This is a genomic window from Streptomyces sp. 351MFTsu5.1 (genome assembly GCF_000383655.1).
GTDB lineage: Bacteria > Actinomycetota > Actinomycetes > Streptomycetales > Streptomycetaceae > Streptomyces > Streptomyces griseorubiginosus.
Genome location: NZ_KB911790.1, coordinates 94,977 through 107,605, shown reverse-complemented (window position 1 = coordinate 107,605; position 12,629 = coordinate 94,977). Strand labels below are relative to the sequence as shown.

10 protein-coding genes are annotated in these 12,629 nt (G+C 69.6%); 1 reads left to right on the top strand and 9 read right to left on the bottom strand.

What is annotated here, in order from left to right:
• Positions 1–14: 14 nt before the first annotated feature.
• The 4 genes from H295_RS0130675 to H295_RS0130660 form a co-directional block, all read right to left on the bottom strand.
• A complete protein-coding gene (locus H295_RS0130675; protein ID WP_020139169.1) occupies positions 15–713 on the bottom strand; it encodes a response regulator transcription factor in 699 nt (232 codons plus the stop codon).
• On the bottom strand, positions 710–1,861 hold the full coding sequence (locus tag H295_RS0130670; RefSeq protein ID WP_020139168.1) for a sensor histidine kinase: 1,152 nt from the start codon (positions 1,859–1,861) through the stop codon (positions 710–712). Before H295_RS0130670 ends, H295_RS0130675 begins: the two co-directional genes overlap by 4 nt.
• Positions 1,858–2,382, bottom strand: a complete 525-nt coding sequence (locus H295_RS0130665; RefSeq protein WP_020139167.1) for a CcdC protein domain-containing protein — start codon at positions 2,380–2,382, stop codon at positions 1,858–1,860. The genes H295_RS0130670 and H295_RS0130665 overlap by 4 nt, the downstream gene beginning before the upstream one ends.
• Positions 2,383–2,952: 570 nt before the next feature.
• Positions 2,953–5,076, bottom strand: coding sequence for a DNA gyrase/topoisomerase IV subunit B (locus tag H295_RS0130660; protein ID WP_020139166.1), 2,124 nt, complete (start codon positions 5,074–5,076; stop codon positions 2,953–2,955).
• Positions 5,077–5,518: 442 nt separating this feature from the next.
• Here H295_RS0130660 and H295_RS0130655 point away from each other — a divergent pair, with 442 nt between their 5' ends.
• Complete coding sequence (locus H295_RS0130655; protein ID WP_020139165.1) at positions 5,519–5,749, top strand: DUF7455 domain-containing protein; 231 nt, start codon at positions 5,519–5,521, stop codon at positions 5,747–5,749.
• Positions 5,750–5,852: 103 nt separating this feature from the next.
• Here the strand turns inward: H295_RS0130655 and H295_RS0130650 are convergent, their stop codons facing one another.
• The 5 genes from H295_RS0130650 to H295_RS0130630 form a co-directional block, all read right to left on the bottom strand.
• Positions 5,853–6,737 (bottom strand): serine protease, encoded by an 885-nt coding sequence (locus H295_RS0130650; RefSeq protein WP_020139164.1) that lies wholly within the window; start codon positions 6,735–6,737, stop codon positions 5,853–5,855.
• Positions 6,738–6,857: 120 nt separating this feature from the next.
• On the bottom strand, positions 6,858–8,396 hold the full coding sequence (locus H295_RS0130645; RefSeq protein WP_028809899.1) for an RNA polymerase sigma factor: 1,539 nt from the start codon (positions 8,394–8,396) through the stop codon (positions 6,858–6,860).
• Positions 8,397–8,824: 428 nt separating this feature from the next.
• Positions 8,825–9,712, bottom strand: coding sequence for a FadR/GntR family transcriptional regulator (locus H295_RS0130640; protein ID WP_078616792.1), 888 nt, complete (start codon positions 9,710–9,712; stop codon positions 8,825–8,827).
• A 162-nt stretch (positions 9,713–9,874) separates the two neighbouring features.
• On the bottom strand, positions 9,875–11,788 hold the full coding sequence (locus H295_RS0130635) for an ATP-binding cassette domain-containing protein (RefSeq protein ID WP_020139161.1): 1,914 nt from the start codon (positions 11,786–11,788) through the stop codon (positions 9,875–9,877).
• A 40-nt stretch (positions 11,789–11,828) separates the two neighbouring features.
• Complete coding sequence (locus H295_RS0130630; protein ID WP_020139160.1) at positions 11,829–12,587, bottom strand: NUDIX hydrolase; 759 nt, start codon at positions 12,585–12,587, stop codon at positions 11,829–11,831.
• Between the last annotated feature and the right edge of the window lie 42 nt (positions 12,588–12,629).

The window sequence follows — 12,629 nt, the reverse complement described above, 5'->3', positions numbered from 1 at the left end:
CGCTCTTCACCCCATCAGGTGATTCCTCCCGTCGGTGGCCGCACAAGTCCCTTCGCATAGGCGTAACGCACCGCCTGTGCACGGTCCTTGAGTCCCGTCTTGGCGAACAGGTTGTTGATGTGGGTCTTCACGGTGGCGGTGGAGACGTGCAGTGCGCGGGCGATCTCCTGGTTGCTGAGCCCTTCGGCGATCAGCGCCAGTACCTCGACCTCCCGGGAGGTGAGCCCGTCGGGCGGTTCCACGGAGGTGACCGTCGGCTGAGGCGGCTCGGGTTGCGACAGCCGCTCCAGGAGCCGTCGCTGGATGCTCGGCGAGAGTCCCGCGTCCCCGGAGAGCACGCTGTGCACGGCCCGTACGATCTCGTCGCCTCCCGCGTCCTTGGTGAGATAGCCCCGCGCTCCCGCCTTGAGCGCGGGGAACAGCGAGTCGTCGTCCGCGTACGTCGTCAGCACCACGACCTGGGTGCCGGGGTGCTCGGCCCGGATCCGCCGGGTCGCCTCCACCCCGTCGCAGCGGGGCATGCGCAGGTCCATCAGCACCACGTCCGGGGCGAGTTCCGCGACAAGCTGCACCGCCTGCTCGCCGTCCCCCGCGGCGCCCACCACCTCGATCCCGGGCAGCAGGCCCAGCAACATCACGATGCCTTCGCGGACCACGGTCTGGTCGTCGGCGACGACCACCCGCGCGGGCTTCGTCTGCGCGCCCTCCGTCATACCGGCACCTTCAACGTCACCATGAACCCCTCGTCGTCCGGCCCCGCGTCCAGCGAACCGCCCAGCAGTTCGGCGCGCTCCCGCATCCCCCGCAGACCGTACCCGCCTCCGGTGGTGGTGAGTTCACCCGGCGAACCACCCGAGTCCCGGACCACCAGAGTCACCTGGTCCTCGCCGTACTCGAGCCGCATACGGACCTTGGCCCCCGGGGCGTGCTTGCGGACGTTGGTCAGGGCCTCCTGTGCGACCCTGCGCACCGCTTGCGACGCCTCCGCCGGCAACGGCCGACGCTCACCCGAAATGGTGGCTTCGGCTCCGTCGTCCGTGCCCACGAGCTGACTCAGGAAGTCCTCCAGCGGGGTCATGTCCCCCCGCAGGGCCGACAGTGCCTGCCGGGTCTCGGCGAGACCGTCGCGAGCCATGCCCCGGGCCGCGACCACCCTTTCGAGGATCTGGTCCCGGTCGGCTCCGCCCTCTATCAGCAGCCGGGCCGCCTCCAGGTGCACCAGCTGGGCCGAGAGGCTGTGTGCCAGCACGTCGTGGATCTCCCGGGCGATACGGGCCCGCTCCCCGAGTGCCGCGGACTCCGCCTCTGCCGCTCGGGCCGCCCGCTCCTGGGTGAGCAGCCGCTGGGCACTGCCGCGTGCCTCGGCATCCAGCCGCAGGACATATCCGGCCAGGGCGAGTCCCGCCGTGGTGGCCAGGGTGGTCAGCCATGCGTCGTCGTTGACCGCGGCGTACAGGGCGAGGGCGGCCACGGTCACCGGCAGGGCGGCGGCGATGGGCAGCCGCTCCAGCGCGGTGACGGCGCAGCCGCACCACAGGACCAGGGCGATCACTCCGAAGTCGGCGGCCTGGGCGGCGGCCGCGATCAACAGGAGGACGCCGTAGAGCACCAGGGAGGGCCGGAGCCGGTGCGCCAGGGTGGTGCGGAAGAGTGCCCAGCCGGCGACCGCGGCCGAAACGATCGCAGCCACCGCCACGAGCACGCCCCAGCCACGGACATGGGTGCCGTTGAAGGCCCCCCACAGGAGCATGGCGAGCACCAGAGACCGTGTGACCCAGCCGAGCACCCGCCGGGGGCGCGTGGCCGCCTCGCGGGTGAGCGCCTCCCGGGAGGGCCAGCGGGTCCAGCTGTTCTCCGTCACCCGCGTGCCTTCCCCGTGGACTCGAACATGCGCTCACCGTACGCCGGTGCGTGGGCGACGGCCGGGTGCAGGGACTGCGCACGCCAGACCAGGATCGCGGAGCGCACCAGGAGGGTGGCGGCCAGGGCGAGCAGCAGCGCGGAGGAGTCCTGGTGGACACCTGTCGCCGCACCGAGCGCGAAGAGGCCGACGCGCAGTCCGATGCCGACGCACCAGACGGCTCCACTCGCTTTGGTGCTCCTGCTCCACACCGTCCCGTCCGACTCGGTCCAGATGCGGCTCGTCCAGGCCCATCCGGCTCCGATGGCGAGTCCGGTGAGCAGCTCGGCGACGAGCAGGGTGAGCGATGCCGTGTGATGCCGGGGGTCCACGAGTCCCGCCTCCCGGAGCGCCACGACGGCCAGGATCACGGGGAGCAGCCACCAGCGCCGCCCGGTGTCGATCCTGTTTGCGCGGAACTGCCGGGCGATCACCACGATTACCGCGACCACGATCAGCAACGCATCGACGAGCCCGGACATCACAGCCTCCGTGAGCGAGGAAGGGACTGCCGGCAGCGGATGCCGCCGACACCTTCGAAGCTACGGAAATCCGCAGGTCGGGAGATCGGAGCCGGGGTGGATCACGGGTGGATTCCCGGGCGGTCGCGCCCTCCACCCTCGGGTGGAGACGCCCCGGTCTACAGCGGCTGGACCTGCACACGACGTGAGAAGAGACCGTCGAGTCGAACGCAGATCCGCCAGCCGTCGAAGCCGTCGCGTGGACGCCCGCCCCGCGGGCCTGTTCGGCAACGGAGTCGCCGAATGCGCATCAGCCGTGGCCGACACACGTTCGGCAGGCATCGACCGCCGACCGCCACCGACAGCTTCGGAGCCCGGCTCCGATTGGGCAGCCGGGCCCCGCTCCCGTTGCACCCGCGGCCATCACCCGGCCCCAAGGGCGAAGAGGTCGCGCCGACACTCACTCCGACGACACCCACGTAAGCCACCGGCCCCGACCGCAAAGACCGGAGGCACGCTGCGCGTAACCGCCACATGCGCCCGCAGCCCGGGCGAGGCCCGTCTCAGCCCCGCCCGAGCCCAGCGCAGCGACTACGCGTCGATGCGCGACCGGTCCAGTGTCGCGGCCGACCCGGAGATGAACTCCTTCCGCGGCGCCACGTCATTGCCCATCAGCAGATCGAAGACCTGCTCGGCCGCCTCGAGATCGGCGAGGTTGATGCGGCGCAGAGTCCTGTGCCGGGGGTCCATCGTCGTCTCGGCCAGCTGGTCGGCGTCCATCTCGCCGAGGCCCTTGTACCGCTGGATGGAGTCCTTGTACCGGACTCCCTTGCTCTGGAACTCCAACAGCTTCTCCCGCAGCTCACGGTCCGAGTACGTGTAGACGTACTTGTCCTGCCCCTTCTTGGGCTGGACAAGTTCGATCCGGTGCAGCGGCGGCACCGCCGCGAACACCCGGCCCGCCTCGACCATGGGCCGCATGTAGCGCTGGAACAGCGTCAGCAGCAGGCAGCGGATGTGCGAACCGTCGACGTCGGCGTCGGTCATCATGATGATCTTGCCGTAGCGGGCGGCGTCGATGTCGAACGTCCGGCCCGACCCCGCCCCTATGACCTGGATGATCGCGCCGCACTCGACGTTCTTGAGCATGTCGGTGACGGACGACTTCTGAACGTTGAGGATCTTGCCGCGGATCGGCAGCAGCGCCTGGAACTCGGAGTTCCGGGCGAGCTTCGCGGTACCGAGCGCGGAGTCTCCCTCGACGATGAACAGCTCACTGCGGTCCACGTCGTCGCTGCGGCAGTCGGCGAGCTTGGCCGGCAGCGTGGAGGACTCCAGGGCCGTCTTCCGGCGCTGGGCGTCCTTGTGCTGGCGGGCCGCGATGCGGGTGCGCGCGGCGGCGACCGCCTTCTCCATGACGACCCGGGCCTGGGCTGCGGCGTCCCGCTTCGTGGACGTCAGGAAGGCCTTGAGCTCTTTGGAGATGACGGTGTTCACGATGCGGCGAGCCGCCGAGGTGCCAAGGACCTCCTTGGTCTGGCCCTCGAACTGGGGCTCGGCCAGGCGGACGGTGACGACCGCGGTGAGGCCTTCGAGAGCGTCGTCCTTGACGATGTCGTCCTCGGCGACGCGCAGCAGCTTCTTGGCACGCAGCACTTCGTTCATGGTGCTGGTGACGGCCGTCTCGAAGCCGGCCACGTGGGTGCCGCCCTTGGGGGTGGCGATGATGTTCACGAACGACTTCAGGGTCGTGTCGTATCCCGTGCCCCAGCGCATCGCGACATCGACGTCGAGCTCACGGGTGACCTGGGTCGGGGTCATCTGGCCGTGTTCGTCCAGGACCGGGACGGTCTCCCTGAAGGTGCCCTGGCCGGAGAAGCGGAGGACGTCGTTGACCGGCTTGTCGGTGGCCAGGTACTCGCAGAACTCGCTGATGCCGCCGTCGAAGCGGAAGGACTCCTCGCCCTTGCTGCCGCCCTCGCCGAGACCGAACTCGTCGCGGACGACGATGGTCAGGCCGGGCACCAGGAACGCCGTCTGGCGGGCGCGCTGGTGGAGGTTCTCCAGGGAGAGCTTGGCGTCCTTGAGGAAGATCTGGCGGTCGGCCCAGTACCGCACGCGCGTGCCGGTCCGGGTCTTGGGGATCTTCTTGGTCTTGCGCAGGCCGCTCGTGGCGTCGAACTTGGCGTCGGGCCCGATCGCCGCGAAGGCACCCGGCACGCCGCGTCGGAAACTGATCGCGTGGGTGTGGCCACTGCGGTCGACCTCGACGTCCAGTCGCGCGGACAGGGCGTTGACCACGGAAGCGCCCACACCGTGCAGTCCGCCGGAGGCCGCGTACGAGCCACCTCCGAACTTGCCGCCGGCGTGCAGTTTGGTCATGACGACCTCGACACCGGACAGGCCGGTCTTGGGCTCGACGTCGACGGGGATGCCCCGGCCGTTGTCCCGGACCTCCACGGAGGCGTCGTCGTGGAGGATCACCTCGATGTGGTCGCAGTACCCACCGAGGGCCTCATCGACGGAGTTGTCGATGATCTCCCACAGGCAGTGCATGAGACCACGGCTGTCGGTCGAGCCGATGTACATACCCGGGCGCTTGCGTACGGCCTCGAGCCCCTCGAGGACGAGCAGGTGCCGCGCGGTGTAGTTGGAACCGTCCCGGTCTGCTCCTGCCAGCAGAGCTGTGGACGGCACGGACGTCTCGGCGGTCACGCGGTTCGCTCCTCGCTGAATTTCAGGTGGGGCCCTTCTGGGTAAGGGCGCGGCATCGGTAGCCGCCATGAGGGTACCGAGGCCTGGTAGAGCCGTTGTAACGCCACCCTCGTGCGGAAGACAGACTAATCCAGAGTCGCATACCTGTTCGATCCCTCGATGGGGTGAAGTACATATCACGTTCCCTCAGGGGCATGAACCATTTAGGCTCCGGGCACGTCCTCATGAACAACCGGCAACCCAGCCGGCGGGACCGACCTTGACCGACCAGCGCGAAACCGTAAGACACACAGACACGTAATACGGCACATTCGCCGCCAAACCGGCAGCAGCCAGCCGTCCGGAAAATTTCTCTCTGGGAGAAGCCCCGAGCGGGAACGTTTTGGGGCTGGTTGGATGTTGACCCTGGTACGACAGCTCGTCGAGCTAGAGAAGAGGCGACGTGACTACTGTTCTGACCCCCGCGAGCCCGCTGACGGCCGCAGACCGCTGCGACCGCTGCGGCGCACAGGCGTACGTACGCGTCGTCCTGATCAGCGGCGGAGAACTGCTCTTCTGCGCCCACCACGGTCGCAAGTTCGAGCCGGAACTCAAGAAGATCGCCGCTGAGATACAGGACGAGACGGAGCGGCTCACGGCTGCTCCTGCTACCGCCTCCGAAGAAGAGCGCTGACACTCGCGTCCACGACGAGCCGGCGCCGACACAGGTCGGCATAAGGGCGGCCGCCCCTGCTCCCAGGGGCAGCCGCCCTTGCTCATGGCTCGTGCGAGACCGCTCAGCGCCTCTGAGGCGCTCCTGCACCCTCCCGCGGTGCCGAGGCGGCCACTCGCAGCCCCTGTTGGTCCAGGGTCCGCATGACGTCGGACACACGCGTGTAGACGCCGGGCCAGCCCGCGCGCCCGCAGCCGTTCCCCCAGGACACGAGTCCGACCAGCTTGCCCTGCGCGACCAGCGGACCCCCGCTGTCGCCCTGGCAGGAGTCGCGGCCGCCACGCTCCTCCCCGGCGCACAGCATGCTGTCGGCGAGGTAGGTGCCCTCGGCCGTACCCGGATAGGCGTCACGGCAACGCGTGTCCGACATCACATGCACCTGCGCGGCCCTCAGGCTCCGGGCGTAGTCACCCCCACCCGTGATGTCGCCCCAGCCGTACACCGTGGCGGGCGTCCCCGCCGCGTATGCGGGATCACCACCGGCTGCCATGCCGATCACCGCGTTCTGCGGCACGGGCCGGGCGAGCGTGAGAACCGCGAAGTCCCCCGCATTGGTCTGCGGGTCGTAACCGGGATTCACCCGGACCTCGCGTACGGCGATCTCCGCTCCCTGGTCCGAGAGCAGGTCCGTACGGCCCGTGATGACCCGGAGGTCGCGCACCCGCTCCGGTGGCGCCCCCAACACGTTCTCGCCCATGCAGTGGGCCGCGGTGAGCACCGTGGTCGGGTCGACGGCGACGCCGCCGCAGAACTGCCCGGCGCGCGTACCCCCGAACCGGTCACGGCTGGACAGGGCCACCGTCCAGGGTGCCGTTGACACATCGACCGGGAATCCCCCGACGACAATGCTGTCGGCCGCCACGGGGGCGGCCGACACCAGCGGTATGGCCGCGGCCACGGCCGCCAGAACCAGCGGCCGGGTCAGCGTCCGGGCAATGGGACGACGCATGCATGCTCCTCACTCCGTGTGGTGATCGGAAACCCAGAGTCATGCAGCGCGCCTGTGCGCGCAGCACGAAGGCCCGGTCCCTGGGCAGGGACCGGGCCTTCGGTGTCGTACGGCTACGGCCTAGTCGAGGTAGTCGCGCAGCACCTGCGAACGCGACGGGTGGCGCAGCTTCGACATGGTCTTCGACTCGATCTGGCGGATGCGCTCGCGCGTGACGCCGTACACCTTGCCGATCTCGTCGAGGGTCTTCGGCTGACCGTCGGTGAGACCGAAGCGCATCGACACGACGCCCGCCTCGCGCTCGGACAGGGTGTCGAGCACGGAGTGCAGCTGCTCCTGAAGGAGCGTGAAGCTGACCGCGTCGGCCGGGACGACGGCCTCGGAGTCCTCGATGAGGTCACCGAACTCGCTGTCGCCGTCCTCGCCCAGCGGGGTGTGCAGGGAGATGGGCTCGCGACCGTACTTCTGGACCTCGATGACCTTCTCCGGGGTCATGTCGAGTTCCTTGGCCAGCTCCTCCGGGGTGGGCTCGCGGCCCAGGTCCTGGAGCATCTGGCGCTGCACACGCGCGAGCTTGTTGATGACCTCGACCATGTGCACCGGGATACGGATGGTGCGGGCCTGGTCGGCCATGGCGCGGGTGATCGCCTGACGGATCCACCAGGTGGCGTACGTGGAGAACTTGTAGCCCTTGGTGTAGTCGAACTTCTCGACCGCGCGGATCAGACCGAGGTTGCCCTCCTGGATGAGGTCCAGGAAGAGCATGCCGCGACCGGTGTAGCGCTTGGCCAGGGAGACCACCAGACGGAGGTTGGCCTCCAGGAGGTGGTTCTTGGCGCGGCGGCCGTCCTCGGCGATGATCTCCAGCTCGCGCTTGAGCTTGGGCGCGAGCTTGTCGGCGTTGGCCAGCTTGTCCTCGGCGAACAGACCGGCCTCGATGCGCTTGGCGAGCTCGACCTCCTGCTCGGCGTTGAGCAGGGGGACCTTGCCGATCTGCTTGAGGTAGTCCTTGACGGGGTCGGCGGTGGCGCCGGCGACGGCGACCTGCTGGGCCGGAGCGTCGTCCTCGTCGTCGTCGGAGAGGACGAAGCCCTTGTTCTCGGCCCCCTCCTCTTCCTCTTCGCCGGGCTTGATCTCCTCGAGGACCTCTTCCTCGATGACCTCGGCGTCGTCCTTCTTGGAGGTCGTCTTCTTGGCCGCCGCGGTCTTCTTGGTGGCGGCGGTCTTCTTCACGGCCGCCTTCTTGGTGGCGACCGCCTTCTTCACGGCGGGCTTCGTGGGCTCCTCGCCCTCGACAGCGGGCTCAGCGGCGGGAGCCGCAGGGGTGGCGGTGGCGGTGGCCTTCTTCGTGGTCACCGTCTTCGCCGCGACCGTCTTGGTGGCGGTGCGCTTGGCCGGACTCTTCGCTGCGACGCTCTTTCGGGTGCGCTTGGGCTCCGCGGCACTGACCATCAGCGTCACACCCTCTTCCTCGAGGATCTGGTTGAGGCTGCGCAGTACGTTCTTCCACTGAGTGGCCGGAATCTGGTCAGCTTCGAAGGCCCGACGCACGTCGTCGCCGGCGATCTGCCCCTCAGCCTTTCCCCGCTCAATGAGAGCCATGACAGAGACGGACTCGGCGATCTCCGGCGGGAGCGTACGGGATGTGCTGGCCGACACGAACAACCTCTCGGAACGTTGGAAAACGGCTTCCGGCCCCGTCCATGGCGGACAGGAGCCGACCACCGACCTGGGAAGGGCCGACGGCGCGGGCGGGGGCCGGGGAAGATGCACAGCGCCTTGAACGGCGTCCGTATTCCCTCCGCGGCTGTCACCTCTTAGGTCATCGCGCTGTTTCCACGAGCGTTACGCCCAATCTGCGTGGCCCGAGTCACACCCCGTAAGTAACCAAAAACGGTCAGACACGGGCAGACATGGTCAGCCGGTGGCTCCGGTCGGCGATGCCCGGAAATGCTCTCACCCCTGCGCGCCGTCGGACCCCGCAGGGTCCCTGTAGACCCTGCGGGGTCCGACGGCGGCGGTTCGACGGCCGAACGATGCTGCGGGAAGGGGAAGGCATCCCCGGCCGCGCCGCCCGCTGCGCGCGGTCAGTGCTCGCGCGGGGCAGGCACCACGCGCTCCACCTCGGGGTGGACGGTGAGCAGTTGCCGCATGGCCGCTTCGGCCGCCATGCCGTCGCCGGTGGCGAGTGCGTCGACGATCCGGCCGTGGTGCGCCAGCGACGACTCGTTCGGCCGGTCGCATCCGGTGACCGGCCCGCCGGAGACCTGGAGGGCGGCCGAGACGATCCCGGAGAGGTGCTCCAGCATGCGGTTGCCCGCGACCTGGATGAGCAGGGAGTGGAACTCGGCGTCGGCGCGGGAGAAGGTGAGCGCGTCGCCCTGGTTCATGGCGTGCCCCATGATCTCGACCATGTCGCCGAGGCGCTGCTGGACGTCGTCACGACCGTGTCCGGCGGCCAGGCGAGCGGCGAGCGGCTCGATCGTCCAGCGCAGCTCGCTCAGCTCGCGGCGCTGATCGTCGCGCTGCGGTCCGAAGGCCCGCCATTCGATGATGTCCGGGTCCAGGAGGTTCCAGTCGCTGACGGGACGCACGCGCGTGCCGACGTTCGGGCGGGCACTGACCAGGCCCTTGGCCTCAAGGACGCGGAGCGACTCACGGACGACGGTACGGGAGACCTCGAAGCGCTGGCCGATCTCCTCGGGGACGAGCGGGCGGTCGGCGCCCAGATCACCGGAGACGATCATCTGTCCGAGCTGCTGGACGAGTTGGCCGTGCAGTCCGCGCCCGCGGCTGCCGGCGGCTCGTCGGCCCACGCGGCCCAGCTCCGGGTCCGAGCCGTCCCACATGGAGGCTCCGACGCGGCCGGCGGCCGGGGCCTCGGCGTAGGGGTAGCGGTCGAGTTCGCCCGGGCCGGCCAGACCGGAGTCGGCGGAGCGGGCGGCGGTCATCATGGTGTGCGCAAGGGTACTCACGGATCCTTTGTCGGCGTCGCCTCCAACTCCCTTGAGGTCTTTGGTGAAAAGCACACGAAAGGGTGATCGCTCACCCCGTCGCAATTGACGCCTTATCGGAAAGAAATGCGCTTTCACCGGGGAGTTGTGCGCACGTCGGGACCGGAACGGCACGGACGGTCGTCATCGAACCCTGCCGCGCAGGCTCGTGAGCAGATATGCACACAGCAGGGCGGTCAGCGACAACGTCAGTGCACCACCCACAGGTTGGGCGATCACTCGTACCGCTCCGGCCAGATAGCGCCCTCCGCCAAAGGGCCACTGGACGAGGAAGACCTCACGCAACCGCGCGGGCAGTCCGGCCGCGGTTCGCACGGACGCCCCCTGCAGGACCCTCTGTACGAGGGGTACGCCGAGGACGGGCACTGAGACCACCGCGGCGAGCCCGGCCGTGGTCGACCGGAAGATGCCGGCAGCCAGGACGCCTGCCCAGGCGCACCCGATCACGAGTCCGATCCAACTCGCGCTCAACACCAACCAGTCGCCGGGAACTTCCGTGAGCTCCCGTCCGTAGACGAGGTACAGCGCTTCGGCGTCGCAGCCCACCGCGAACAGAGCCAGCAACAGCGCGGTGACCGCGGCGACGACGAGTTTCGCGGTGAGCAGCCCCAGCCGACGGGGTACGGTGCCGCGGTCCGCGGCCAGGGCGGGGTGGCGGAACTCGTCGCCGGAGGCGAGCGCGCCGAGGAGTCCCGCTCCGAGCGCCGCAGGAGGCAGCGGCAGTTCCCTGGGCCAGGCGGCCAGCAGGCGGGCCTGCGGGGTGTGACCGACCCGTGCCAGGAGTACGGCGGTGAGGGCGGACGTCACGAGTACGGCCGCGGCGATCAGGAAGCCGGTGCCGATCCCTGTCGCGCGCCGGAGTTCGTAGCGGAGAGGGCGAAGAGGGCTGGGGGCGGTCCTGACGGAGATGGGGGGCGGGAGGGGAGAGGTGGAAGGGGAGGGGAGGGCAGGGGCCCCCGTTGGAGACCCCGACGCTTGCCCGGCAGCAGAGCCGCTGCGGACGCTCTCTTCTACCGAGTCGCTGTGAGCCTCGGCCTCAGCGCCTCCCCCGGAACCGCCTGACCTCCCGGCCTCGGCCTCCGTGGCGCCCACACACAAGTCCGGGCTTCCTGGACGGCGGCCGCCACCCGGGGCCCCCTCCCCTGGGAGGAATCCCGCGCCCGGCCCCATGTCCCCGGTCTCGTCCGCAAGTTGGTGCACGAGAATGCCGTGGCGGAACGCGATCTCGCCGACTTCGGCACACGTACCGCCGTACACGGACAGCCGGTTGCCGTCCTCCCGGACGACCTCGACGGAGCGGTGTGCCGCCCGCGCCTCCTTGGTCAGCAGGGCAGCGAGGCGGACGGCGTGGGGACTCCGTACGGCGACACGGGGGCGCAGCCTGGTGCGCGCGAACTCCTGGGCCTCCTGGTCGGCGGCGAGTCTGCCCTGTTCGAGCGTGACGACCCGATCCGCCACGCGCGCGGCCTCCTTGGGCTCGGCCGTGGTGAACAGGACGGTGCCGCCTCGGACGGCGTGCGCTCGCAGCATGCCGTGCAGCCAGTGGCTCTCCCGACCGGAAAGGCCTTCGGCCGGATCGTCCAGGACGAGGCTGTGCGGGTTCGGCAACAGGGCACAGGCCAGACCCAGACGGCGGTCCATGCCGAGCGACAGCGTGCCGAGGCGCTCGTCGCGCAGACTGACCAGTCCCACCGCTTCGAGCACCTCGTCGGCGCGCCCGACCGGTACACCGGCCGCCGCGCACAGCATGCGCAGATGGCCGCGGACCGTGCGTGCGGGGTGGCCCGGGACATCGCCCAGGAGGACGCCGACCTCGCGCGAGGGATGGGCGATGCGGTGCAGCGGCCGCCCCCTGAAATGGGTGATGCCACGGCCCTGTTGGAGTTCGAGCATCAGTCTGAGCGCCGTGGTCTTGCCCGCGCCCGTCGCTCCGAGAAGCGCGGTGACGCGGCCCGGACGGGCTTCGAAGGACACGTCGTCGACCGCGGGCGGGAGGTCCTTGCGGGAGGTGCTGGTCAGTCCGAAGGCCTGGATCACCCGTAGCAAGATAGCGCGTTATGTCCGGTTTTCGATGGCGTCACACTTCGGGGCGCAGCATCGGAGGGTTGAGCAGAGTGGCCCCACCGGCACGGAAGAGCTGGGCAGGACGCCCGCCCTGCCGCGTGGTCGTACCACCGGTGGGGACCAGGAATCCCGGCGTACCCGTCACCTTGCGATGGAAGTTGCGCGGGTCGAGGGCGACGCCCCACACCGCCTCGTAGACACGACGCAGCTCACCGACGGTGAACTCGGGCGGGCAGAACGCGGTGGCCAGCGACGAGTACTCGATCTTCGAACGGGCTCGCTCCACACCGTCCGACAGAATCTGCGCGTGGTCGAAGGCCAGCGGCGCGATGGGTTCCCCGTCACGACCGTAACCGCCCTGCTGCAACAACTCCTCCACGGGCGCCCAGCGTGCGTTGCTGGCATCGCCACCTGCCCGGGGAGCGGGCAGATCCGGGGCCAGAGCCAGATGAGCGACGCTCACCACCCGCATCCGGGGATCACGCTTGGGGTCGCCGTAGGTCGCCAGCTGCTCCAGGTGCGCGCCGTTGTCCTGGACGGGGACGGCCGGGTCGTGCGCGCGCAACCCGGTCTCCTCGGCCAGTTCCCGCGCCGCCGCCTGCGCCAGGTCCTCGTCGGCCCGTACGAAGCCGCCTGGCAGTGCCCAGCGTCCCTGGAACGGCGGCTCGCCCCTGCGCACCGCGAGCGCGCACAGGGCGTGGCGACGCACGGTCAGTACGACCAGATCCACGGTGACGGCGAAGGGCGGAAAGGCTGACGGGTCGTAGGGCATGCGGCGATCATAGTCGTCTGCCTGACGATAAACACTCCCTTC